23 protein-coding genes are annotated in these 24533 nt (G+C 32.4%); 13 read left to right on the top strand and 10 right to left on the bottom strand.

All coding sequences use genetic code 11. The annotated features are described in order from the left end of the window. Position 1: 1 nt before the first annotated feature. The 4 genes from ABD941_RS00495 to ABD941_RS00480 form a co-directional block, all read right to left on the bottom strand. On the bottom strand, positions 2-631 hold the full coding sequence (locus ABD941_RS00495) for an LbetaH domain-containing protein (RefSeq protein ID WP_345271935.1): 630 nt from the start codon (positions 629-631) through the stop codon (positions 2-4). Further along, positions 628-1806, bottom strand: coding sequence for a UDP-4-amino-4,6-dideoxy-N-acetyl-beta-L-altrosamine transaminase (gene pseC / locus ABD941_RS00490; RefSeq protein ID WP_345271934.1), 1179 nt, complete (start codon positions 1804-1806; stop codon positions 628-630). Before pseC ends, ABD941_RS00495 begins: the two co-directional genes overlap by 4 nt. 2 nt (positions 1807-1808) lie before the next feature. Further along, positions 1809-2819: a UDP-N-acetylglucosamine 4,6-dehydratase (inverting) gene (pseB, locus tag ABD941_RS00485; protein WP_345271932.1), complete on the bottom strand. Its 1011-nt coding sequence runs from the start codon at positions 2817-2819 to the stop codon at positions 1809-1811. 106 nt (positions 2820-2925) lie between these two features. After that, on the bottom strand, positions 2926-4038 hold the full coding sequence (locus tag ABD941_RS00480; RefSeq protein ID WP_345271931.1) for a glycosyltransferase family 4 protein: 1113 nt from the start codon (positions 4036-4038) through the stop codon (positions 2926-2928). Between the two features lie 727 nt (positions 4039-4765). Between ABD941_RS00480 and ABD941_RS00475 the strand changes: the two genes are divergently transcribed. Both ABD941_RS00475 and ettA read left to right on the top strand, forming a co-directional pair. Then, a complete protein-coding gene (locus tag ABD941_RS00475) occupies positions 4766-4948 on the top strand; it encodes a CAL67264 family membrane protein (protein ID WP_042243884.1) in 183 nt (60 codons plus the stop codon). Beyond that, on the top strand, positions 4948-6639 hold the full coding sequence (gene ettA / locus ABD941_RS00470) for an energy-dependent translational throttle protein EttA (protein ID WP_345271929.1): 1692 nt from the start codon (positions 4948-4950) through the stop codon (positions 6637-6639). The genes ABD941_RS00475 and ettA overlap by 1 nt, the downstream gene beginning before the upstream one ends. A 35-nt stretch (positions 6640-6674) precedes the next feature. Here ettA and ABD941_RS00465 read toward each other — a convergent pair whose 3' ends face one another. Next, positions 6675-6914, bottom strand: a complete 240-nt coding sequence (locus ABD941_RS00465; protein ID WP_345271928.1) for a hypothetical protein — start codon at positions 6912-6914, stop codon at positions 6675-6677. Between the two features lie 243 nt (positions 6915-7157). On the opposite strand from ABD941_RS00465, the gene ABD941_RS00460 reads away from it, so the two are divergent. The 8 genes from ABD941_RS00460 (at position 7158) to ABD941_RS00425 (ending at position 16386) form a co-directional block, all read left to right on the top strand. Further along, a complete protein-coding gene (locus ABD941_RS00460) occupies positions 7158-8501 on the top strand; it encodes a microtubule-binding protein (RefSeq protein WP_345271927.1) in 1344 nt (447 codons plus the stop codon). Positions 8502-8655: 154 nt separating this feature from the next. Then, a complete protein-coding gene (locus ABD941_RS00455; protein ID WP_345271925.1) occupies positions 8656-9720 on the top strand; it encodes a hypothetical protein in 1065 nt (354 codons plus the stop codon). A 16-nt stretch (positions 9721-9736) separates the two neighbouring features. After that, complete coding sequence (locus ABD941_RS00450; protein WP_345271924.1) at positions 9737-10252, top strand: GNAT family N-acetyltransferase; 516 nt, start codon at positions 9737-9739, stop codon at positions 10250-10252. Between the two features lie 3 nt (positions 10253-10255). Next, positions 10256-12220 carry an AAA family ATPase gene (locus ABD941_RS00445; protein ID WP_345271922.1) on the top strand — a complete coding sequence of 655 codons (1965 nt, stop codon included), beginning with the start codon at positions 10256-10258 and terminating at the stop codon, positions 12218-12220. After that, positions 12220-12804, top strand: coding sequence for an NUDIX domain-containing protein (locus ABD941_RS00440; protein ID WP_345271921.1), 585 nt, complete (start codon positions 12220-12222; stop codon positions 12802-12804). The genes ABD941_RS00445 and ABD941_RS00440 overlap by 1 nt, the downstream gene beginning before the upstream one ends. A 5-nt stretch (positions 12805-12809) precedes the next feature. Continuing rightward, positions 12810-14045, top strand: coding sequence for a DUF6638 family protein (locus tag ABD941_RS00435; protein WP_345271920.1), 1236 nt, complete (start codon positions 12810-12812; stop codon positions 14043-14045). 42 nt (positions 14046-14087) lie between these two features. Further along, positions 14088-14615: a hypothetical protein gene (locus tag ABD941_RS00430; protein ID WP_345271918.1), complete on the top strand. Its 528-nt coding sequence runs from the start codon at positions 14088-14090 to the stop codon at positions 14613-14615. A gap of 85 nt (positions 14616-14700) precedes the next feature. Next, on the top strand, positions 14701-16386 hold the full coding sequence (locus tag ABD941_RS00425; protein ID WP_345271917.1) for an energy-coupling factor transporter transmembrane component T family protein: 1686 nt from the start codon (positions 14701-14703) through the stop codon (positions 16384-16386). Positions 16387-16452: 66 nt separating this feature from the next. Here ABD941_RS00425 and ABD941_RS00420 read toward each other — a convergent pair whose 3' ends face one another. From ABD941_RS00420 to ABD941_RS00410, 3 genes are all read right to left on the bottom strand, one after another. Continuing rightward, positions 16453-16878: a lipocalin-like domain-containing protein gene (locus ABD941_RS00420; protein ID WP_345271916.1), complete on the bottom strand. Its 426-nt coding sequence runs from the start codon at positions 16876-16878 to the stop codon at positions 16453-16455. A 318-nt stretch (positions 16879-17196) separates the two neighbouring features. Then, entirely contained in the window at positions 17197-18156 is a 960-nt protein-coding gene (locus tag ABD941_RS00415) for a bifunctional helix-turn-helix transcriptional regulator/GNAT family N-acetyltransferase (RefSeq protein WP_345271915.1), read from the bottom strand. 64 nt (positions 18157-18220) lie between these two features. Then, positions 18221-19231 (bottom strand): formimidoylglutamase, encoded by a 1011-nt coding sequence (locus ABD941_RS00410; RefSeq protein WP_345271914.1) that lies wholly within the window; start codon positions 19229-19231, stop codon positions 18221-18223. Between the two features lie 120 nt (positions 19232-19351). Here ABD941_RS00410 and ABD941_RS00405 point away from each other — a divergent pair, with 120 nt between their 5' ends. Further along, on the top strand, positions 19352-20233 hold the full coding sequence (locus ABD941_RS00405) for a chromosome partitioning protein ParA (protein ID WP_345271912.1): 882 nt from the start codon (positions 19352-19354) through the stop codon (positions 20231-20233). A gap of 54 nt (positions 20234-20287) precedes the next feature. Here the strand turns inward: ABD941_RS00405 and hutI are convergent, their stop codons facing one another. Continuing rightward, positions 20288-21526: an imidazolonepropionase gene (gene hutI / locus ABD941_RS00400; RefSeq protein ID WP_345271911.1), complete on the bottom strand. Its 1239-nt coding sequence runs from the start codon at positions 21524-21526 to the stop codon at positions 20288-20290. Between the two features lie 57 nt (positions 21527-21583). Here hutI and ABD941_RS00395 point away from each other — a divergent pair, with 57 nt between their 5' ends. Together ABD941_RS00395 and ABD941_RS00390 are read left to right on the top strand one after the other, a co-directional pair. Continuing rightward, positions 21584-22285: an aspartate/glutamate racemase family protein gene (locus tag ABD941_RS00395; RefSeq protein WP_345271909.1), complete on the top strand. Its 702-nt coding sequence runs from the start codon at positions 21584-21586 to the stop codon at positions 22283-22285. After that, positions 22282-22857: a Crp/Fnr family transcriptional regulator gene (locus ABD941_RS00390; protein ID WP_345271908.1), complete on the top strand. Its 576-nt coding sequence runs from the start codon at positions 22282-22284 to the stop codon at positions 22855-22857. The genes ABD941_RS00395 and ABD941_RS00390 overlap by 4 nt, the downstream gene beginning before the upstream one ends. 144 nt (positions 22858-23001) lie before the next feature. On the opposite strand, the gene fumC is transcribed toward ABD941_RS00390, so the two are convergent. Continuing rightward, complete coding sequence (fumC, locus tag ABD941_RS00385; protein WP_345271907.1) at positions 23002-24399, bottom strand: class II fumarate hydratase; 1398 nt, start codon at positions 24397-24399, stop codon at positions 23002-23004. Positions 24400-24533 lie beyond the last annotated feature (134 nt).

Here is a 24533-nt window from a genome sequence, read left to right as displayed (position 1 = left end):
TTTAGCTTCTTTTTTTTATTATTAAATTTGGAGAGCTACCAAATACTAATGAATTATCAGGGATATCATGATCTTTAATACAAGTACCAGCTCCTAAAATTACATTGTTGCCAATTTTTGAATTTCCTAATATCATTGAATTGGCTGATAATGTTACATGTTCTCCTATTACGGGAAATATATTGTTGTTGTTTCCTATTGTACAATTTTGTGTGAATGAAAAATAGTTTCCAAATTTTGCCCGTCCTATTACGGTACCAACAGGATGATCTAACATAAAAATTTCTGGCAATTCTACTTCATAAAACAAATCGCAGGAATTCATCACTTTATTTAAATAGTAAACCTTGTCGGCTAATCTTCTATTGTTTTTGTCTTTTTTGAAAATAGTATTTGAAAAATAATATAAAAAAATAGTGTACTGTCCTGAGTGGTAAGGATTAAAATAAGCCTTTCCGTCTTTTGAATAGTACTTGTTTTTGCTTTTTGAAAAACAAACATTGCAACGCTGAAATACATCATCACTTAACGAATTAATAACATCTATCTCATTGGAAGTAATACTAAAAAAAGATGTTAACTGACGTACCATCTCTTTTATTATATCATTTTTAGGTATTTCAAATATCATTTATAAAAAGTATTTATTTCTTCTATTACATAAGCTTGCTCTTCATCAGTTAATGTGGGATACATCGGTAAACTTATGCAGTGCTTATAATAATTTTCTGAAGCTGGCATATCGCCTTCTTTCCACCCAAATTGCTTGTAATAAGGCATTAAATGACAAGGTATGTAATGTATTTGTGCATATATACTTTTGCTACGTAAATAATTATATAAGCCTAATCTATCTTCAACTTCTATAATATATAAATGATAGGCATGACCTTCAATGGATTTAGATTGTCCTTTAATAAACGATTTGTTAGTAAACGCTTTAAAGTAATTTGAAGCAATTTCTCGTCTTCTTTCTACACCTTTTTGTGCTCTAGCAAGTTGACTTAGACCTAAAGCTGCTTGAAAATCTGTTAGTCTATAATTGAACCCTAGGGTTTGCATTTCCATATACCAACCTGGATAAGTTTCGTTACCACCAGCCAATTCTATTGAATTTGTATATAGGTCATTATTCTTAAGAATGCCATGTGTACGTAACTGAAGTAGTTTTTGATACAGCGCTTCATCATTAGTTGTAATCATGCCACCTTCACCTGATGCAATATGTTTAACAGGATGAAATGAAAATATAGCTAGATTTGCAAACTGTCCATTACCACAAGATTGTATATTGTTATTGGCATCTTGAAATGACCCGCCCGGAGCGTGACATGCATCTTCGATAATCCATAGACCAAACTCATCTGCTAGTTTTCTAAAAGCTTCTAAATCGTTTGCTCTACCAGCAAAATCAACAGGAATAACACCTTTGTAAGTGCCTTTAGGGGCGCTTTCTAATAAAGCTCTAACCTTATTAATGTCAAGTAAATAGGTGTTAGGGTCAATATCAGAAAACACGACTTCTCCACCGCAATAGCGAATACAATTTGCAGACGCAGCAAAAGTAATGGGTGTGGTTATAACTTTGTCGCCGTCTTTTACACCTAAAGCTAGGGTACATAAATGAAGTGCTCCTGTTCCATTAGAAACTGCTACAGCATATTTACTACCTACATAGTTAGCAAATGCTTCTTCAAATTCAGCTATTTTTGGACCTTGAGTTAAATAATCTGATTGTAGTGTTTCAATAACTGTTTGAATATCTTCTTCAGTAATATGCTGTCGTCCATAAGGTATTGCTTTCATTCTTATACTTTAAAATCAGAATCTACGTGCTCTTTAATTAAGGTGCGAAGCGATTCTACGGTTTCCCATTCTGTATTTGTTCCAGAATTATAGGCAAATCCATCAGGAACCAATTTAGCTTTAAAGTTAGAAATAAAATCGTTAGTATCCCATATTGGTGTTTGTGGAATGATAACAAAGTATTTACCAAGGTCGTAGGTAAAGAAAGAATCTGAAGCAGTAATCATTTCTTCATGAATTTTTTCTCCAGGTCTAATTCCAATAACCTTATGCTCGCAATTAGGCCCTATGGCTTGTGCTACATCAGTAATTTTGTATGATGGTATTTTTGGAATGAATATTTCACCTCCCCATGCAGATTTCATAGCATGGATAACCATATCAACACCACCTTGTAATGATATATTAAATCTTGTCATGGATTCTACAGTTATTGGTAAAATACCATCTGATCGCTTATTTAAGAAAAAAGGAATTACAGATCCATTAGACCCCATAACATTCCCGTATCTAACTACTGAAAATTTTATGTTGTGTTGTCCTCTTATATTATTAGCAGCCACAAATAATTTGTCGGACGTTAGTTTTGTTGCTCCATATAAGTTTATTGGTGCACAAGCCTTATCCGTAGATAATGCTACAACATTTTGAACTCCCGTTTGTAAAGCCGCTTGAATAACGTTTTCTGCACCACCAACATTGGTTTTAACACATTCATCTGGATTGTATTCCGCTATATGAACATGTTTCATAGCTGCTGCATGGATAACGTAATCAATGCCTTGAAAGGCTCTAGTAAGTCTTTCACGATCTCTTACATCTCCAATAAAGAAACGCATTGAAGGGTATTTGGAAACAGGATACTCCTGTGCCATTTGAAACTGTTTTTGCTCATCTCTTGAATAGATAACAAGACGTTTGACATTTGGCCATTTTTTTAAAATATCGGCGGTAAGTGCTTTTCCTAAAGAACCTGTTCCTCCAGTAATTAGTACTGATTTATTATTTAGCATATTGTATAATTAACTTTAATTTTTTTAATATTTGGGTATTAAAATTCTATGTAGTCTAAATTTTTATATAGTTGTTTTTTGTTCTATTTTTTAAATAGTACACTTACTAGAATAAAAATCGTATTGCAGATATTAGGTGTCTAAATCTATTGCATTGAATAACATTTTTACTTAATTGATGAAATACCCCTAATAACAATGTAAATGTAAAAAGGTAAAGTACAATCATTTGTATACTATTAAAAACAGTAGAAAGTGAAATAAAAATAACAGCCACGCCTAAATTTAAAAAGCATAAAAACAGACTAGCTTGAAAATGTGTTAACCCTGAGTTAATCATGACATGGTGTATATGATTGTTGTCTGGGCTAAAAGGACTTTTCTTTTGTAATAAGCGAACTCCAATAACTCTTAATGTGTCAAAAAGAGGAATAAAAAAGATGCCTGCAATTATGATTAGACTATTTTCTGGATTAAAAGAATGTGCTTGTAATAATGCGGGATCAGTTGCTAAAAATTTCAGAGATAAAAAACCAATACAAAATCCAATAATCAATGATCCAGTATCTCCCATGAATACCTTTTTGGTTGTCGATAAATTATATCTAAGATAGCCTAGAAGTATTCCAATTAAACACAAACAAAGTAAAAAGTAAAAATGAAGACTCATGCTATAAAAAATAAAACCATAGACAGTAAAAATGGCAATGCCCATACTTGAAGCTAAACCATCAATGCCGTCAATCATATTAAATGAATTAACAATAGTTAATATCATTAAAGTAATTAGAACATAAGATATCATAATTGGTATATTTCCAATTCCTAAAAAACCGTGTAAAGAATTCACTTGTAAACAATTACAAAATAGAATAAAGAAAATAGCTAATATTTCGCTACCTATTTTTGCTCTAGGGGTCGAAACTACTAAGTCATCTTTTAAACCGACTGCAAACATTAAACCTAGAGCCGCTACTAAATTCATTCCTATATCATTACTATCCCAAGTTTTAATTATATTTATTACAAAAAGTAATGTAAAAAAGAAAGCAACGCCGGCCATAGTTGGTGTTGCTGCTTTATGTGAACTTCTGTGATCTGGGCGATCTATTAAATCACGACTTTTAACAATCCAACTAATTTTAGGGATTAGAACGGTAACCAATAAGTAAGAGCTTACTATTGATATTAGGGCTACTAAAGATAAGTTTTGCATCATTTGTTTTTTAGTTTAAATGCTATCTAAAAGTTGTTACTTGATGTTGTAATACTAATTTTCAGACAGAGAGTTTATAATTAATAGTAATTTACAAACGCAATATATCTCATATAATCAGTTAATAAACCAAATACAACCGCTACAAAAAACATACAATTGAATATTTAAGCGGTTTTAGGTTAAACAGTTAGAATAGAAAGGTAAACTACAGTGGTGATATTCGTTCAACGGGTTTTTTTTTCAGTTCATAGTTTGATGAAAACATCATGTTGTGGCAATGTATAGGTGAAATGAAGTGGATGTAGTGAAAAATTGAAAATTAAAAAATGATATTTTAAGTAAATAACGCGAGTTTGCATATAAACAAGTGTTCTAAATGCTAAAATTTGCGCAATAAGTGTAGCATATTCAATGTAATCCAAAGTTAGGTATAGAATGATTATTGTTGTATGATTTAGTTTTGGAATTTAGGATTTTATGAAATCAGTTTGTAATCAGTCATTTTATCTAAACCAAGTCATTCTAAAACCTTTAATAAATCAGTGGTTTTTTTTGATTCATAATAACCTTAATGCGTAGTGTCCTAAAATTGCGCTTATTACTGTGTTTTACTTTTGGTTTAATAAGTAAGGTGCCGTAATTAATAGTAAAAATTGTTTAAAACGGATATATGTTTGCTTAAAAACTCCGATATTTGCTTTTACTCTAACAACCAAAAATAAAGATTATGGCAATGAATAAAAATACAGTTTTAGCTTGGGCAACAATTTTAATGATTATCATGGGAGTGGTACTTATTTTAATGGGCGCATATAGATATGATGATGTAGCGGGTTGGGGCTTTGCAACTGTAGGCATAGGTTTCTTTGCCATTGCATGGGTGTTTAATGCATTAAAAGGACGAGTATAATGAGTGACGATAAAAAAGTAATTTTCTCAATGTCTGGTTTAACAAAGACATTTCAAGGGGCAAACACTCCAGTTTTAAAGAATATTTATTTGAGTTTTTTCTACGGAGCAAAAATTGGGATTTTAGGACTTAATGGTTCAGGTAAATCTACATTACTTAAAATTATTGCAGGTGTAGACAAGAATTTTCAAGGTGATGTCACCTTCTTACAAGATTATTCGGTTGGTTATTTAGAGCAAGAGCCCAAACTGGATGATGATAAAACCGTAATAGAAGTGGTGCGCGAAGGCGCTGCTGAAACTGTTGCTATTCTCGATGAGTATAATAAGATTAATGATCAATTTGGTTTAGAAGAAGTTTATTCGGATGCCGATAAGATGGAGAAGTTAATGAATCGCCAAGCAGAACTCCAAGATCAAATTGATGCTGCAGGAGCTTGGGAGTTAGATACTAAATTAGAAATTGCCATGGATGCTCTAAGAACACCAGATGGTGATAAGAAAATAGGAGTGCTTTCAGGTGGTGAAAAACGCCGTGTAGCATTATGCCGTTTACTGTTACAAGAACCAGATGTGTTACTGTTAGATGAGCCTACCAATCATTTAGATGCCGAATCGGTACACTGGTTAGAACATCATTTAGCACAATATAAAGGAACGGTAATTGCTGTAACACATGATAGGTATTTTTTAGATAATGTTGCAGGTTGGATTTTAGAACTCGATAGAGGAGAAGGTATACCTTGGAAAGGGAATTATTCCTCATGGCTAGATCAAAAATCCAAACGCATGGCTCAAGAAAGTAAAACAGCATCAAAACGTCAAAAAACTTTAGAGCGTGAGTTGGAATGGGTGCGACAAGGTGCGAAAGGCCGTCAGACTAAGCAAAAGGCACGTTTAAAAAATTATGATAAGTTGATGAGTCAAGACCAAAAACAGCTTGATGAAAAACTTGAAATTTACATTCCAAATGGTCCGCGTTTAGGAACTAATGTTATTGAAGCTATAGGTGTTAGCAAAGGGTACGATGATAAATTATTGTATGACGATTTAAATTTCAATCTGCCACAAGCAGGAATAGTTGGAGTAATAGGTCCTAATGGTGCAGGTAAAACCACTATTTTTAGAATGATAATGGGAGAAGAAACTCCAGATAAAGGCGAGTTTAAAGTTGGAGACACAGCCAAAATAGCCTATGTGGATCAAAAGCACTCCAATATAGACCCAGAAAAAACCATTTGGCAAAATTTCAGCGATGAACAGGAACTGGTTTTAATGGGAGGTAAGCAAGTTAATTCTAGAGCTTATTTAAGTCGCTTTAATTTTTCTGGAAGTGAGCAAAATAAAAAGGTAAAATTACTTTCTGGAGGTGAACGTAACCGCTTGCATTTGGCAATGACACTTAAAGAAGAAGGCAATGTGTTGCTTTTAGATGAGCCTACAAATGATTTAGATGTGAATACATTACGAGCCTTGGAAGAAGGTCTAGAAAACTTTGCTGGATGTGCAGTGGTAATCTCGCATGATAGATGGTTTTTAGATAGAATATGTACACATATTTTAGCTTTTGAAGGGGATAGTCAAGTCTATTTCTTTGAAGGTAGTTTTTCAGATTATGAAGAAAATAAAAAGAAACGTCTTGGAGGTGATTTAATGCCAAAACGAATAAAGTATAAAAAACTAGTAAGGTAAATTATTAAGAGCGCTCACTAAAAAGTGAGCGTTTTTTAATTGCCACCATACATATGACCATCAGTAAAATCCTTATAGTCTTCATCTTCATCAGATATAGACGTGTTCATCTGTTCTAATTTTTCATTTTCTTTTTTCAGCTTATAAGATTTTCTAACACCTAATATTAGTATAATTCCAAAAAATATAACCACTATAGTTAAAACGGTTACAATTTGAGATTGGTTAATTAAAGGAATAGTTAAAATCATAGAATTAAGTTGATTAAGCATCATTTAAATAGCACGTTTGGGTTAAAAGCTAACCAAATATACTACAATTTTATTTATTTGGCAACGATAAGAAGCCATAGTATACTCTGTTTATGATGGATAATCTAAAATAGAATTTAAAGAATCAATGTAACATTTTAATAATTTCTGATACCAATAAATTAAGTAATATAAATTGAAAAATTCATATTTTTTAACGAAATTGCTTGTCCGTAAAATTGTTCAACCTAAAATATTAAATGCACTATGTCTGATGATTTTGATTTATTAGAGACTAATTCAAATGAAAAAACTGAAAAAGTAGATGTCAATTGGGGAAAAGCCATTGATACTATGAAATCTAAATTATCACAAGAAGATGATCCAGAAGTACGTCAAAAAATATTAAATGCGACTTTAGATGACGTGGTACATATGGCAGAAAAAGATAGAACCTCACTTTTGGATGCCATTAAGGATTTAACCGATTATCAAGATGAAGTAGGGATTATGTTCGAGAAATTTTCGTCACTTAATGCCACAGAACAAAAAGTAATTGATGATGCTCAAAAAGCTTTAGAACGTGCCAGAATTGAGTTGGAAGATGCGAATAACAAGCCAGACACCTGGTGGAATAACCTTTGGGGACGTAAAAGTAAAATTAAAAAAGAGCAGGAAGAGTTTAAAGCAGCTGAAAAAGTTAGAGCAGGAGCCGATAACAAAGCAAAGGCTATGTTTCAAGAACGTATAGAAAGTGCCGATGTACAAACCTTATTAAGTGAATTATCTTATAAATCACAAGCAGCAGTTACACGTTTAAAAAATCGTGAAGTAGAAATTAAAGAAGTTGAAGAAAAGCTAAAGGATGCCATAGTAGAAGCTTCTAAGAACCACACAAAAGCATTAGAAAAAAAGAAAGAAGTAGAAGCAAAGCTTGAAGAACAATATGCTTTATTAAAACAAGCACGACAAGAGCTTGAAGACATTGCTGATAAACAATCTACCGAATATTCTGAAGCTATAGGCAAAATGACAGCTTTAGAGCAGAAAGTAGAAGAACTGGAAGGCCTAAAAAATGCATATACTACATTAGCGGCAAGTAAAGATAGCTTTGTGCACAAGCACAATCTAACCATAAAAGTACTAACCTCTTTACGTAGTAATTTACAAACCCATCGCGCTAAATTAAAATCTGATACCGAAGAGCGACTTAAATATTACGATGGTTACGTCGTAGCGTTGAAAGCTAGAACAGACCAAGAGTTTGCTGCTATTTTAGAGCATTTGGGCGTAAAAACAGACGAGCATATTGGTCAAACCTTAGCATCTATGCATACTGCAAGTGCCAAGGCGCGTCAAGATATGATGGATAATATTCCAGTACACGAAAAAGTAATGCAAGGGGTTTATAGTAGTTATGCAGAGGCTTTACAGGAAATTCGTGCTAAAGATGGCGAGATTCAAAAGAATTTTGCAGAACGCTACGGCATCGATATGAAAGAAATTTTTGAAGATTATTATAAAGCTGATGACAATGCTCCCTCAGGAGATGATGAAGAACCAACAGGGAAACCAAAGCCAGAAGCTGGAGAAGACGATTTACTGTCTTAAATAAAAAGAGCCTTACTCCGATAAAAATTGGGATAAGACGTTCACTACTTGCTTTCTTCAGAAATCTCAAATAGACCTTAACCCTTAGCGTGCTACTCAATAATCTTTAAGATTTGAGTAAGAACTTTTTAATTGTTCACTTTTAATTAAAAAAATGTCCATAAACCACATTGTTACACCATTAGATTCCGCCATCCTCGATTCCAAAGAGCATTACGTATTCTATCATAAAATGGTAGACTTTGCTTTTAAAGAATTGATTGTGGCTGTTCAAAGGCAAGAACTTTGTAACAATCAAGAAATCAAACTATTCAAACAATATTTCGATTTGTTATTGTACTCTATTGAAGCTATGCGTATTAAGTATATGTACGATGATGAGGATAATATGAAAGTGGACTTAACAGATTCTGGATTTCCAAATTATTTGGAGTTTAGATACCTGTTTAACGATTTAGAATTACGTGACGAATATTTAGGAAAATTAATACCAATAGAAACTCTAAAAGAAGAATTTATTGAAACCCTGATGCGCAAAAAGGAGCCCATAAAAAAAACAAAATTGTTTCAGGCAGCATCAATAGTATATTACACTTCGGTAAATAAACAATATATATTTAATCGGTTTGTACAAGGTAAAATTTTAAATGCCCCAAAAGAAATAGATACAAAATATATGATTAGTTGGAGTTTTTTTGATATTTCCCACAACCGACCATTCATTTGTTTCATGTATTTTGATTATAACGGAACGGATGCTAGAGATGCAAAAGACGAGATTTACGAGGTATTAAAAGTAACTTCGGATAGAGATATGGCTTTAGATACTATGGCATACACCATAGATAGAAGATTGCCAAAGGTTTTACCAAAACTTATAAAGCGTATCGATTTAGGCCCTATACATAATGTATTTGCAAAAGACGAAAACGAAGTTACACATGCTATTTTACAAGCTATTGGAAAGAAAGAAATACCTCTGGAATCTTATGCCGTATCATTAAAAATAGATGAAGTAAAATCAGGTGGCGAATTTAAAGAAGGTGGATTTTTTAGTAAACAAATCCTTCAAAAATGGGACGATGTTTTTAAACAAAAATATGTTTTTGCACCACATCGTATCATTCAACTATTATACAATAAAACACCAGATATTATGAATAAGCTCGCCAAAGCACCAATTGAGATATCTGGATTAAAAATAGATTTAAAAAATTAATTAATAACAAACACCAATGAAGTCCGAAATTAAGCTAAGGGAATTAGTTTTAGAAGATAAAATAGCTATTACAAATATGCTTAACAATAAAAATATATGGAATAATTTGCGTGATTATATACCATACCCTTATAAAAACAATGATGCCAAAGTATTTATTACATCTGCCAAAACTAAAACACCAGTTGAAAATTTTGGTATAGAGTACAATGGAGAATTATGTGGAATAGTAAGTGTAGAACCCCAAAATGATGTATACAGATTAAATGGAGAAATTGGCTATTGGATTGGCGAACAATATTGGGGACAAGGAATAGGAACTAAAGCAATTGAGTTAATGACAGATTATGCCTTTAATATTTTAAAGCTTAAAAGAATTTATGCAGGCGTATTTGGTTTCAATACAGCATCAATGGCTGTTCTTGAGAAGAATGGGTATAAGAAAGAGGCCATATTGAAAAGCAAAATTATAAAAAACGAAACTATTTTTGATGAGCATTTATATGCTAAACTAATGACAGAAGACAAATAATAAATGGAACATAACTCAACATTCCCAATAAAACTTACAGAACTTGATATGCTTCGAGATGAAGCATCATCATACTTAAAAAGTATACAGTGGGAGCAAGGTTCACGAGCAAAGAATAAAGATAAGAATGGTAAAGACGAGTCCATCTTACTATATTTATCAAGAGCTAATAACGGAACAAATACAACTAAAATCACATCAGTTTCAAAAACCATTTTAGCTTTAAAAAAGCGTTTGTTACCTGATTCTGTAGCCATTCCTATAAATTTAAATCAAACACTTTATGCCGTTCAAGAAGGCATTACATTAGGTATATGGATAAAAGATAGCTATTACGATGCTTCAGGCTTATCCAGTTTAAACGAAAACAAATCGGCGTTAGATAATAACGGAAAACGCGAGTTTGAAAGCAAAATGCATACTGCCACAGCATTTATGTTATTTGCTACAGCTTATAAAATCTTAAACGATTTAAAACCCCATGCATCAGATGATTTAAGCGTCATGAAGCAAAAGTTTGCTGGCATACCAGAAGTCTCTTTAATGTCGCCATTAAAAGGGATTTCGTGTAGTCTGTTTTATTTTGATAAGTATCTTGGACATCCAGATATTATAAAATCAGATAAAGATGTTATCGATTTTACAGCCGTATATTTTGAAGCTTTAATTGATGAAATTCAACTCAGAAAAAGTTCATTAGAATACACAGAAACTATTGAAGATAGAACTTATAAACTTGAAAATTCCGAATTTGCAGTTTCTGGTTGGAACAATGTATTTCAAGGCATAGCAAAGAGTGTAGAATTCAATAAAATTAAGTTTGAACAAATTGTTGGTAATCGTGATGCAAAACACTTTGCGAGACGTTTAACCGAACGTATGTTAAGTTATGATTTTACAGCAAAAAAGAATCCGTTTCAAGAATTAGGCGGTTTTATGCCCGTTTTTATGGGCTATGGAATCCCCGGAACAGGAAAAAGTATGTTAATCGCAGCTATAGCAACACGATTAAAGGAACATTGCAATACATTAGATATTCCATTTCTGTTTCATCCCATGCCAGATACGCTAATATCCACATTTCAAGGAGGATCCGCAGAAAAAATGGTGGAATGGATGAAACCTATGCAAGATCCAACAAAATTAATTTTTGCACCCATTGATGATGCCGAAAACAATTTACAAGAACGAACAGCTCAGGGCGTTTCAGCAGGCGTAAAAGAAGTAATAGGCGTATTTTTAAGATATACAGAAGGTGCTTATGCTGTAAATTATGGTAACAGTTCCATTGGTTTATTTACCAACCTTCCAGAAATGTTGGATAAAGCTGTGATATCGCGAGTGCAAGGACGTTTTAAAATTGATGGGGCACGAACGGAACACGATTTTTTAGATCAGGACCATTTATGGTGGCGTAAATTGGATGATACTATGCCAGGTTTTGTAAATATGCAAGGCCCTGAAAATTATAGCTATTTACAAGACCAAGGATTGGTTAAAAATATGGGAGCAATTTTTAAGGTTTCTGTTAAGCCAACAGAGGAGCGTGTAAACGAGATTTATAATAAGGTTGAAAACCAGTTTAAAACCAATCAACATTTGTTTTATGCTAATTTGTATAAAGACATGCAAAAGGCGTTTCCTTTTTTCTCATCGCGTGATGTTCGAAATATTCAATCAGCAGTATCCTTACGATTGACCGACTTTGATTTAGAAGAAGATTGGTTTGAAAATCCAGATATCTATTTTAAGCAAGACTACGATACAAAGTTTAATATGCTCCAAGAACTGATGCGAGCCAATATGAAAGGCTTAGATTTTTCAGAAATAAGAAGGCAAGAAGTGATACGCTATTTAGATAACTTGGCAACTATTGCAGATACCGATTTTAAGCGAAAAGTTGATGCTAGAGTGAATCAATTAAATATAGAAACAGAAGCGAGAAACTATTTTAATAAAGTAGATTAATGGATCATAAATTAAGAAATATAACCTATACGGCGTTGTCCCAAGAATGGGCAACACTTAATAGAATAGATTACGATTATAAATTTGAAAATGGTATTTGGAAACGCTTATCTCGCGAAAGTTATGATAGAGGCGATGGCACTTCCATTTTACTTTATAGCAAAGCAAAAAACACGGTTATTTTAACCAAGCAGTTTAGAATGCCAGCTTACGATAATAACAAAAGCGATGGTATGTCTATTGAAGTTTGTGCTGGAGGTGTTGATAAAAACGAACCTCCAGAAGTATGCATTATACGCGAAGTAGAAGAAGAGGTTGGTTACAAAATAGCTAGCGCAAAAAAGGTTATGGAATGTTATACCTCTCCAGGAGCAGTAACTGAAAAAATGTTTTTGTTCATAGCGGAATATACAGATGCCATGAAAATAAGTGAAGGTGGTGGTTTAGATAGTGAAGATGAGGAAATAGAAGTATTGGAAATCTCGTTTTCTAAAGCATTGGATATGATAGCTTGTTTTGAAATTATTGATGCTAAAACAATCTTGTTATTGCAGTATGCGCAGATTCATAAGTTGTTGGAATAAAAAAAATGGACAAACTAAAACAAGCCAATTTATATAGAAGTGAACTCATTCCCATAAGTGGAAAGCTAGTCGAGCGTTACAATAAATGCTTGGTAAAACTAGGCTTTACAAAAACGAAGTTAAAAACCTTCCACATAGATGGTATAGGTTGGAGCCCCGAAATTGCAAAAGAAAAAGAAGATAAGTATTACTTAAATAATGGAGAGGCAAATCCTCACGGTATTATCATTTCGCCTTTGCAAAAAGGGAAACCTGTGTATTTGGCATTTCATACGTTTGATAGAGACCTCATGAAGTTTGTTTTTAAAACACATGGAGAAAAGATTAAAGATATTACGCGCGATTCAGCAATATGTTTAGATTTCGACCAAGGTATTGATGCATTTTATGAACCCTTAGATGTTTTAAAATACAATACCGTTTCCATACATTTTCATCTTATAGATAATCTGGAAAAAACTCAAGAAGAACAGTTAGAACTTGTTAAAACGTTTAATAGAGATAATAATTTTATTGATGAAACACTACATCAAAAGCTATTAGATTCAGCAAAAAAGCATGGCGATTTACGTTTTCGTGATTTAGATTTACACGAACTACAATATACAACAGATTCATTCTACACACGATCTTTTGGAGGTGTATACATATTACGCGATTTTATAACGCCTATAGTCATTTTTGAAGATGAAACTTGGCATAAAGAGGCGATTAAGGACACCAATTATGAGGTTTTAATTTATCATATTCAACAAACAGAACTCATGGTTAAATTACGTGATCATGTGATTATTGAGTATGATTTAGAAAAAGTGATAAAAACAAAACGCTATGAACGTATCAAAAAGTTTGAAATGTCGCTTCATTTAAAAAAGACACAGCATCCAATAAAAGATATCTTAAACGACCCCATTTTATATAAAAGCTATTTAAATAAATTAGATATAAAGTCACGAAAAAAAGTGATGAGCGTTGAGCGGTATTTAGAAAAGTTAGAAACCAGCAATCAATACAAAATTGCAGATATAGTAGATTTAAAATTGTTTGAAGCCTTGCATCAACCACATTCATCATTAGATGCCAAGCACCAAGATTTAATATGGATGCTATTAGTTAACATATCTCAAAAAGATGTGTTGTATTGGTATTGGTATGATAAAGAAGCGTTTTACGATAGTTTTGAAAAATGGAATGATTCGCTCAAAGAATGGGCTATTGAAACCATTAGTAACAATATTTAAAAATTATAGACTAATTTTATATAGGATATTAAACTTGAAATTATGGGACTAGAATTAGTGATTTTTATTGCAGCTATATTATTCGGAATCTTTTTATACTGGAGAGAGTCTAATGGAAATGGCCTATATCGATTTTTAAATAAGGTGGTTAATAGTAAAGAATTACAAATGAATGCTGATAACCCAAAAGGTTTTGTTTTTAAACAAGCTTTTTTACCTAGGTTAATCTTTGTTGTTAGTTTAGTTTTAATTGCTGCTTTAATTGTAGAATTTTTAACACCGGTTTCCGTATTTGGAAGTTATAATGGGATTTCAGCCTTTTCTTCATTTGCTGTTGGAACCCTTATAGGGACTTATGTTGCTAATTTTGTGATTAAGTCTTCTAAAGTTATTGAAGAAAAAAGTGATTCTATAGAAGATGTAGTGTATGATACTATCGAAAAAGGAAAAGACTTTATTGAAGATTTAAAATCGAAAGATGAGCAAGAAGTTATTGAGGAAACCAAAGAAATACCAAAGGTAGAGCAGAAGAGCGCAAGAGAACGTTTAAAGGATAAAGGCTTAATGTAAATGTTATTCCTGCGAAGGCAGGAATCTATTTTGAAAAAGAAGTTAAATTAATAAGATTCCTGCCTTTGCAGGAATGACAAAAATCATGATTAAAAACTACTGGAATAAAGGAAAGAAACAAAAAACAATAACAGTAATTACTGTTTTGGTTCTGCTTATTGCGCTATTCGTTTTACGCGACGATTATCAACCAGCCTTGCTGTTTCTTAGAAAATTTGTTTTCATCATTCTACTAAGTGCTATTGTGTTATTTTTTGGATTGCGAAAATTTCGAAAATCAACAAGTACAGGTAGTCGATTAGGTATTTTAGCATTCCTCATTATTTTCTTTGGGGTGCTATATGCTTTAGGTTGGCATTTTAAAATGTATGATTATATGAAGACATACAATGTTTTTAATCATCTTAATCGGGTTGAAATTAATGAGTTGCCCCTTACCCAAAATGAACGAATCCAACCCCTTCGTAATGTGTTTTCAATGGCTAATGAAAGTGTAGGCGAAACTAAAGATGTCTCCCTACCGCATTTGGTTAGAATAGGCGATGAGAATAAATGGACAATGGCCATTCAACCCACTGAAAAGTATGTGTGGCAGGGTATGACTGATAATACCGAAGAAGTTTTTGCTGTATCGAGTACGACACCATTTCCTAGGTTTTCAAGTGAAAACAGAATTCCAGTAACCTTTTCAATAGGCGAATCGTTAAAGTTTAGTAGAAACACCTATAATGCTGTAGTGCAGCGTTTCAACTTTTTTCATTTGTTTATGATGGAACCAAGTGATACCTATTACATGAAAAATGATACAGGACAATGGGTAGAAGTGGTGAGTTTAATAAAATGGAAAGGCTTTTTATTTCCATATCCAACCTTTGGAGGCGTTATGGTTATTGAAAATGGAGCGCATGATTTTAACGATTATATAGAGCGTATTTTAATTGGAAAAGGGACATATATAAACCCTGAAAAAATGAAGGATTACCCTTTTTTAATTGGACAAAATACATTGGCCGAAAAAGTATCACGATTACAGGCAGAATCTTTAAAGTTTTTAGGCGGTTTTAGCGATCCATTACCTTGGAATATGGAAACGGCGGTAAAAATACCAAACTTGCCAGATGATCAAAACCAACAGCCTTTTGTAACAGATTTTGATTTCTCAGATACTAATACTGGCGCTTATAGTGGACTTTATCATTGGTTTGGTTTAGAACCCGTAGGCAATGAGCGCACTAGTTTAACCTATAGTGTGTTTATTCCAGCCGATGGTAGCAATACCTTTTATTATTATGATCATGCCTCAAAAAAGCAAGGTTACGCAGGGGTTTCAGCTATGCCGTTAAAAGTGATTGAATCACGTAAAGAATTTGATTGGTCGGTTAACAAACCGGTAGAATTTAGACCCTATATCAAAGATATAGCAGGACGAAAACGTTTGTTTTTCTTAGGCACTATTTCTGCTATTCGAGAAGGTTCTGATAATTTTGATGGCTCAGCAACTCCAGATTTGGCATTGATTGATAGTGAATATCGGGATGTGGTTTGGATAGATGTAAAACACCCCAGTCAATGGGACAAAACAGTTTATGACCAACTAAACGAAGCGTGGCGCTCTAGTGAAAAAATTGGGTATTATTTTGCTGAAGAAACAAAAAAAATTGATGCTGTTAAGCAATCTGTAGATTCTATTTTGGCAATCCCACAAGTTGATAAAAAAACTCAAGAAATTGAAAAATTACAAAGGCAGATTGATTCTTTGAAAGCAATTTAGTAATTAATGAGCAAACAAAAAGCCATTCAGAGTTTTTCCGAATGGCTTTATTAAATTGGGTATATTTTATTGCCTTGTGTAGGTATCTCTATATATTGTAGTTTCATTATTGAAAGTCTCTTCATATTCGAACACTAATGTGGTAGAGTTAAGAGTTTCAATTTCTTCAGTATCTTCTTCAAGATCATCACCTAATGTTAATGTGTTTCCAACAATAGTATACGTACCATCAAAATTATAAGAAGTACAAGGAGCATTGCCATTGTCATGTTCAACACCAGTATATGTTGTAGAAGCAAAAGTGATTGTATTTTGCAATTCGCATTCTGTTAATGTATCGGCAACTCCATTTTCTGAAGTAGCAGTCCATTTCCATGTTCCAATAATTAATTCTGCGAAATTTTCTGAAGAAGATGAGTCATCATCACTGCTACAAGAAAAGGTTAAACAAGTTGTAATAATTGTTAATAAGGTAAGCTTTAAATTTTTCATTTTGTTGATTTAAGTTCAAAACAAATTAAAGTTAATTACCATTTTTTAACAAATAAAAACTTACGTTTTAATTGAATGAGGTTAAGTTTTATCATTTAATTAAATTTTATTCTTTTTTGTAGCGTTTTTCTTAAATATTTGATTTATAATGTTAAAAATTATCAAGGATGGGTTAGGGATATAAAAATAGATTTATTCTAGAAACCTTAAGAAAAACTGCTTGAAAGAAAAAAAGCTTTTTTATAGAGGTATGGAGTCTATTATGCAATTAGCATTCGATAGATCATTCAAATTAGATGTTTTGATGTAATCAAATGACTAAAACACCAACTCCATTTTAATATCACTACGTTTATATGGTGTATCAGGTTCTAAAGGAAGCTCAATAAACCCATACTTTCTATAAATATAAATGGCGTTTTCTAGTTTTCTATTGGAGTATAGTATAAGTTTAGGTAATCCTATGGTATTTTTAGCAAAATCAATGCAATGCTGCATCAATTGTTGGCCTATTTTAAATCCTCTATGATTAGGAGACACCGCCATTTTTGTAAGCTCAAAAAGCCCTTCATCTCCAATAGGCATTAATGCTACAGTACCAACTATTTTATTATTTAAGAGGGCAAAGAATATATGTCCCCCTTTATTGATAATATATTTTTCTGGTTGGCTTAAAACCTCTTCGTCATACGCTTCAACATAAAAATAGGTTTGTAACCATTCAATATTTAAATCATAAAAGGTTTGGGCATATTTATTTTGGTAGGTAATAATTTCTATGTCTTGTGTAGTTGTATTATTCATTTTTATATGATGTATTATAGTATCACTAAAACTTGTAGTATTAAGTTTGTTTTCAAGCGTATTTAAATGTTCAATTAATGAACTTGAAGCTTCTAACGTATAATCTTTAATTACTAGATCAATACTTTTCCAAATTGGTTTTAAGGTATTCAACATTTGTTGTCCTTTTTTAGAAAGAAAAATTATTTTCTTCCGTTTATCTAAGTCATCGTTTTTGTAAACAATCAATCCTTTTAGATTTAACTTGTTTAAGGCCTGTGTAATTGCTGGTTGACTAAATTGTAAGGAACTTTGAATTTCAGAATTTGTAACCCCTTTTTTATTGGTTATAATTTTAAAAATAGGGAATAAGTAAGGGTCAAAATCTATATTAAAATAGTTGTATACCAATTGGGTTTCTCTCATCATATACTCGCTTACCCGTTTTAGTCTTGAGCCTAAACCTAACTCGCCATAACCGCGTAATGCATCCATAGTATTAGTATTTATATAAGTGCTTATGTAAATATATAATTTTATAAAGAATAGGCAAAAAATATTAAGCTTTAATATAATCTGTAATTAAATAGGTAATGAGTTTACCAACTTGATTAGCTGTTTTTTTAGTTGGCGAAGCTTCGCAAATATGTAAATAACAAGCATGATTATGTCTTGAAAAGTAATTGAGTAATTGTCGGGTTTTATTAACACTAAACCCGCTAGGTGTCATAGCACTGCTAGGAATATTTTCAATAGCATCACAGTCAATTTCTATACCAAAATTGCTTTCTGAAACATGTGCCAAAGCTCGTTTTAATTCGCTTTTAAATTTTAGTTCATTTCTAATTTCTAAAGCTTCAAATGTGTTGTATTCAATAGGTTTTAATTTATCGAGTGTTTTAAATATTTTATCAGATGTATAGTTTTCATGTAAACCAAAAATAAAATAATTGCCTAAAAACCCTTCTGTATAAGCGTATTTAAATCCATTACCACTATGACGCCCTTCTTCATTTCTAAAATCGGAATGTGCATCCAGATTAATAACATTAATAGATTTCCCTAAAGCTAAGCTAGAGCCTTTAATGTTTCCATAAGCATTGTTATGTCCGCCACCTATAATAATTGGTTTTTTTCCTGCCAATACAATTTGGTAAATAATATTTGCAACAGATGCATCTATATGATCAACAAGTTTTCTTGCTTTTAAAACATCTTTTTTTTTGGTTGAATTTAATTTTGAAACTTCTAATAGTTCGGATGAAAAATCTAAATGCCCTAAAATTAAGACTTTGTTAGCCTTTGTATAATCATTACTTTGGATGTTTAACAAAACTTTAAGGGTGGCGTTCCAGGCTTTTGAAGTTCCTGTTTTTCCATGGTTAGCAAAAACACCAACATCTTCGGGTAAACCTAAAACGACATGTGTAACATCCAAATTTTCAAGTTGTTCGTATATGTTAGAAATGCGGGTTAATATTTTAACATGTTGACCAAATTTGGATTCGCCAGAACGTTTGTTTAATAATTTATTGCGTGTCGTATTTTTAAATAAAACGAGGTTATCCATAACAGAGTAAATGAATTTTGAATATTAAAAGTACATCATTATTTGTTTGCAGCATTAAAAACAAGCAATTAAAATTAAAACAAGATTTAGATTAACCTTAACACATTAAAACAAGTAATTATGGAAAACAACAAAAGTAACACAGGGCTTAAAGTAGGATTGGGTATTGCACTGGTTTTATTCCTTGCAACTGGATTTTATACTATGAATTTATATAATAGTAGTAAAAAAGTTCAGAATGAATTAACTGAAGAGAAGCGATTAGTCATGAATGATTTGAACGCTATGGCAAAGCAATATGACGATGCTATTGGAGAGAATGATATTGCAAACGCTAATTTAGTTGAAGCTAGAGGGCGTATTCAAGGATTAATCGATTCTTTGAAAATTTCAGAAACGAATGTAAAAAGTTTGTGGCGATACAAAAGAAAATACCAGTCCTTACAAAAAGAAATGGACGTATTGTTAGCTCAAAATGATTCATTACGAGTTGAGAACTCATATTTAGCAACATCTTTAGATAGTACCCGTGTACGTTTAGAAGAGCGTACCATATTTACTGATTCTTTGTTAGTACAAAATAGTGCATTAGCTGAAGTTGTAGAAAATGCTGCTATTTTAAACACTGTTGGTTTAAAAGGTTTTGGCGTTATAGAAAGAACTTCTGGTAAATTAATACCAACTGAAAGAGCTAGTAGAACAGACAAAATTAGAGTTTGTTTTACGGTTGCTAAAAATGCTTTAGTTCAAGCTGGTGACGAAGAATTATATGTTCAAGTTATAGATCCTAAAAACAATACTTTAGGTTTAAATGAACAAGTTACTTTTGATGAAAAAACATTAAACTACAGTATAATTAGTAAGTTTAATTATGAAAACGCAAGTCTTAATGTTTGTGAGTTTGTAACATCTAAAGAAGCTAATTTTGAAAAAGGTCGTTACGTAGTAAACGTTTTTAACCAAAAAGACTTGGTATCTAGTTCTGAGTTTACTTTAAGATAATCCATAAAAAATCCCTAAAATTAAAACCTCAAACTTAAAAAGTTTGAGGTTTTTTTATGTCATAATTTTGCCCTTAATAATAACAGTTTCTATATGGTTTTCGCCAAATGCATAAGGTAAATAATTATAACTAGGAACAGTGTTGGTTATGATTATATTCGCTTTTTTTCCTTTACTGATACTGCCATAATCTTTTGAAATACCCATAGCATAAGCACCATTAATTGTGGATGCATTTATAGCTTCTTCAGGAGTCATTTTCATTTTAATGCAAGCCGTGCTTATCACAAAATTCATATTTCCGCTAGGTGTAGAACCTGGATTATAATCGGTTGCTAAAGCAAGTGCTAATCCAGCATCAATAAGTTCTCTAGCGGGTGTATATGGAATACTTAAAAAATAAGAACAGGAGGGAAGTGCTACAGGAATAGTATCACTTTCTTTTAGTGCCTCAATGTCCTGCGGGGCTAATTCTTCTAAATGATCTACAGATAAAGCTTTGTATTTTACACCTAGAGCAATGCCACCAAAAGCATTAAATTGGTTGACATGAAGTTTTGGAATCAATCCAAAAGTAAGGCCAGCAGAAAGAATAGCATCGGTATCTTCAATGGAAAAATAGCCTTTCTCACAAAACACATCGATAAAATCGGCTAAATTTTCATTAGCAATTTTTGGAAGCATTTCATTGATTATTAAGTCGGTATAATTCTTTTTGTTGTTTTTAAATTGTTCAGGAATGGCATGAGCTCCAAGAAATGTAGCCTTAACTTCTATAGGGAGCTCGTCTTTAATACGTTTTATAACGCGAAGCATTTTAAGTTCAGATTCTACTGTCAATCCATACCCAGACTTTATTTCAAGTGCACCTGTTCCAAGTTTTATAACGTTTATAACGCGCTTTATAGACTGGTTATACAAGTCTTCTTCAGAAGTGTTTTGGAGTGTTTTAGCAGAATTTAAAATACCACCACCACGGTTAGCAATTTCGGCATAACTTAATCCCTTAATTCGATCTACAAATTCTTGTTCTCTGTTGCCTGCATAAACGATATGTGTATGTGAATCGCACCATGTAGGTAACACGAGTTTCCCTTTGGCATCTATGGTTTTATCGGCAATAATTGCTATACAATCATCCATGCTGCCATAATCTTTAATATTATCATCTTCTATTAAAAGATAAGCGTTTTTAATTGTGGGTAAATGTTTCATGTCCTCGCCAGACACCTTTAAAACATTTGAAGCTCTGACTTGAAGAAGTTCCTTTATATTAATGATTAATATGGACATTAAAAGTTTGGATAAATGGATTAAAGCTATAAATTTAGGCACAAAAAATTAGAAACGATGCAAACTATAGGATTAATTGGTGGAATTACGCCACAGTCTACAATAATGTATTATGAAGTTTTGAATCGGTTGGCAAGTGAGCGTTTTGGAGAAAACCACTCGTGCAAGGTGATTATAAACTCTGTTAATTTTGCTGAAATTGCCAACCTACAAAAAGAAAACAGATGGGATAAATTAAATGATATTATGGCCAACGCAGCAAAAAGCCTAGAACTTGCAGGAGCAAAATGTATTTTAATTTGTGCAAATACAATGCATTTGACTATAGAGGCCGTTAAAAAAGTTGTAACTATTCCTGTAATTCATATAGCAGAGGCAACAGCACAACAAATTATAGAAAAGAATTTGAATACCGTAGCGCTTTTAGGGACTAAGTATACCATGGAGAAAGATTTTTTTATCAATGTTTTAAAATCGTTTGGTATAAAAACGATAGTTCCAAATCTTGATGATAGAAACGCCATTCATGAAATAATTTATACAGAGTTATCAAAAGGGGTATTAAAAGATGCATCTAAACAAGTTTATTTGCAAATTATAGAGAAATTAATAAATGAAGGCGCAGAAGGTGTTATTTTAGGATGTACTGAAATCCCACTATTAATAAAACAAATAGATGTTTTAGTTCCCGTTTTTGATACCACAACTATTCATGCGACTAAAGCGTTTATGGATGTGTTAAATAACTTTAAAGTATGAATCCTAACTTAGTTTTTTTAAACTCGTTTTTGGATGTTTCTGAAGAAACTTTCTCTAAACTCGCTAAAATATCTTCATATAAAAAATTAGAACCAGGTGTATTAATATCAAAACCAGGTGAAGTTCCTAATAAGATTTATATGTTGACTTCTGGAATGATGCGTGCTTATTTGAGTGATGAAAAGGGAAAAGAGTTTAATAAAAATTTTTTTATGCCATTTAGCTTTGTGGCTTCATTAACTGCATTGATACAAAAACAAGCTTCTACTTTAACTTATGAAACACTTACTGAATGCAAAGTTTATGAATTAAACTTTAATGATATTCAAGATTTATGTAAAAAAGATATAAGTATTAGTAACTTGTATAATAGAATATTAGAGCATGTTTTTATAAGATATGAAGAACGTCAATTGGAATTAATTTCTATGGATGCTACCAAACGTTATTTAAAATTGAGAAAGAAAATTCCTGATATTGATAAATTGATTCCGCAGTATCAAATAGCATCATATTTAAGTATTACGGCTGTTCAATTAAGTAGAATCAGAAAAAAAATCAAAGCACTTTAACAAATGTTAATTTTAAAAAGGTTAGTTCGTTATATATTTGACTCGATTTCCTTTTTTTTTACAATTTACAAAGGATTGATAGCTAACCAACCAAAAAGACAGGTATATACTACCTGTCTTTTTTTGATTTTCCTTTTAAAAATTTTATTTAAGACTACCAACCATATCTTCTGGTTTTACCCAAGTATCATAATCTTGAGCAGTTACATATCCTAAATTAATAGCTTCTTCTTTTAACGTCGTACCATTTTTATGTGCTGTATTAGCAATTTCTGCTGCTTTATAGTAACCAATTTTTGTATTTAAAGCCGTTACGAGCATTAAAGAATTGTTAAGCAATTTTTTAATGACGTCATGGTTTGGTTCAATACCAACAGCACAATTTTCTTCAAAGCTAACACAAGCATCACCAATCAATTGTGCAGATTGCAATACATTTGCTGCCATTACAGGTTTAAAAACATTTAATTCATAATGTCCTTGCATACCACCTACAGCTATTGCTACATCGTTACCCATAACTTGTGCACAAACCATGGTTAATGCTTCACATTGTGTTGGGTTTACTTTTCCGGGCATAATAGAACTTCCAGGTTCATTGGCTGGGATAATGATTTCGCCAATACCTGAACGTGGGCCAGAAGCCATCATTCTAACATCATTAGCAATTTTATTTAAAGACACGGCCAATTGTTTTAAAGCACCATGTGTTTCAACTAAGGCGTCATGGGCAGCTAGGGCCTCAAACTTATTTGGAGCAGTTACAAAGGGTAAACCGGTAAATTCTGCAATATATTCTGCAACGCGCTTGCTATAGCCTTTGGGTGTGTTTAGGCCAGTTCCTACAGCTGTTCCGCCTAAAGCTAATTCGCTTAAATGCGGTAAAGTGTTTTCTAAAGCGTTTATTCCATGGTTTAATTGCGCAACATAACCAGAAAGTTCTTGACCAAGTGTTAAAGGCGTAGCGTCCATTAAGTGTGTTCTACCTATTTTAACCACATGGTTAAAGGCTTCAGATTTTTTCTTTAAGGTATCTCGTAATTGTTTAACGCCAGGAATGGTCGTCTCTACTATTTTTTTATAAGCAGCAATGTGCATACCCGTTGGGAAGGTGTCGTTTGACGATTGCGATTTATTAACATCATCATTGGGTTGTATGGTTTTTTCGCCTTCACCAACAACGTGACCAGCTAACTGATGGGCTCTGTTGGCAACAACCTCATTAACATTCATATTACTTTGCGTGCCAGAACCCGTTTGCCAGATCACCAATGGGAATTGCTCGTCATGTTTACCAGTTAAAATCTCATCACATACTTGTGCGATTAAATCGCGTTTTTCAGTAGATAAAGCACCTAGTTCACAATTGGTATAAGCCGCAGCTTTTTTTAAGTATGCAAAACCATAAACGATTTCTAATGGCATAGATGCAGAAGGTCCGATTTTAAAGTTTTTTCTTGAACGTTCGGTTTGGGCTCCCCAAAGTTTATCGGCAGGTACTTTTACCTCACCCATGGTATCTTTTTCTATTCTGTAACTCATCTTGTTTATGGTTTAATTTTAAGCTACAAAGTTAATTCTTTTAGTATGTTTTCTATTATGATATATGTTAGTTTTTATAAGATTTTTTAACATATTGTAAACGTTGTTTATATCAAAATGAACTAACTTTATAG

The sequence above is a fragment of the Flaviramulus aquimarinus genome (genome assembly GCF_039543205.1).
Lineage (GTDB): Bacteria > Bacteroidota > Bacteroidia > Flavobacteriales > Flavobacteriaceae > Flaviramulus_B > Flaviramulus_B aquimarinus.
This window is presented reverse-complemented; position numbering and strand designations above follow the sequence as displayed.

Coding starts and splice junctions, on each gene's coding strand:
- ABD941_RS00410 (WP_345271914.1), bottom strand. CDS start 19,231: ATGGATAACCTCGTTTTATTTAAAAATACGACACGCAATAAATTATTA.
- ABD941_RS00395 (WP_345271909.1), top strand. CDS start 21,584: ATGCAAACTATAGGATTAATTGGTGGAATTACGCCACAGTCTACAATA.
- ABD941_RS00465 (WP_345271928.1), bottom strand. CDS start 6,914: ATGATGCTTAATCAACTTAATTCTATGATTTTAACTATTCCTTTAATT.
- ABD941_RS00445 (WP_345271922.1), top strand. CDS start 10,256: ATGGAACATAACTCAACATTCCCAATAAAACTTACAGAACTTGATATG.
- fumC (WP_345271907.1), bottom strand. CDS start 24,399: ATGAGTTACAGAATAGAAAAAGATACCATGGGTGAGGTAAAAGTACCT.
- pseC (WP_345271934.1), bottom strand. CDS start 1,806: ATGAAAGCAATACCTTATGGACGACAGCATATTACTGAAGAAGATATT.
- ABD941_RS00495 (WP_345271935.1), bottom strand. CDS start 631: ATGATATTTGAAATACCTAAAAATGATATAATAAAAGAGATGGTACGT.
- ABD941_RS00415 (WP_345271915.1), bottom strand. CDS start 18,156: ATGGATGCATTACGCGGTTATGGCGAGTTAGGTTTAGGCTCAAGACTA.
- ABD941_RS00475 (WP_042243884.1), top strand. CDS start 4,766: ATGGCAATGAATAAAAATACAGTTTTAGCTTGGGCAACAATTTTAATG.
- ABD941_RS00460 (WP_345271927.1), top strand. CDS start 7,158: ATGTCTGATGATTTTGATTTATTAGAGACTAATTCAAATGAAAAAACT.
- ABD941_RS00405 (WP_345271912.1), top strand. CDS start 19,352: ATGGAAAACAACAAAAGTAACACAGGGCTTAAAGTAGGATTGGGTATT.
- ABD941_RS00450 (WP_345271924.1), top strand. CDS start 9,737: ATGAAGTCCGAAATTAAGCTAAGGGAATTAGTTTTAGAAGATAAAATA.
- ABD941_RS00440 (WP_345271921.1), top strand. CDS start 12,220: ATGGATCATAAATTAAGAAATATAACCTATACGGCGTTGTCCCAAGAA.
- ettA (WP_345271929.1), top strand. CDS start 4,948: ATGAGTGACGATAAAAAAGTAATTTTCTCAATGTCTGGTTTAACAAAG.
- ABD941_RS00420 (WP_345271916.1), bottom strand. CDS start 16,878: ATGAAAAATTTAAAGCTTACCTTATTAACAATTATTACAACTTGTTTA.
- hutI (WP_345271911.1), bottom strand. CDS start 21,526: ATGTCCATATTAATCATTAATATAAAGGAACTTCTTCAAGTCAGAGCT.
- ABD941_RS00480 (WP_345271931.1), bottom strand. CDS start 4,038: ATGATGCAAAACTTATCTTTAGTAGCCCTAATATCAATAGTAAGCTCT.
- ABD941_RS00455 (WP_345271925.1), top strand. CDS start 8,656: ATGTCCATAAACCACATTGTTACACCATTAGATTCCGCCATCCTCGAT.
- ABD941_RS00435 (WP_345271920.1), top strand. CDS start 12,810: ATGGACAAACTAAAACAAGCCAATTTATATAGAAGTGAACTCATTCCC.
- pseB (WP_345271932.1), bottom strand. CDS start 2,819: ATGCTAAATAATAAATCAGTACTAATTACTGGAGGAACAGGTTCTTTA.
- ABD941_RS00430 (WP_345271918.1), top strand. CDS start 14,088: ATGGGACTAGAATTAGTGATTTTTATTGCAGCTATATTATTCGGAATC.
- ABD941_RS00425 (WP_345271917.1), top strand. CDS start 14,701: ATGATTAAAAACTACTGGAATAAAGGAAAGAAACAAAAAACAATAACA.
- ABD941_RS00390 (WP_345271908.1), top strand. CDS start 22,282: ATGAATCCTAACTTAGTTTTTTTAAACTCGTTTTTGGATGTTTCTGAA.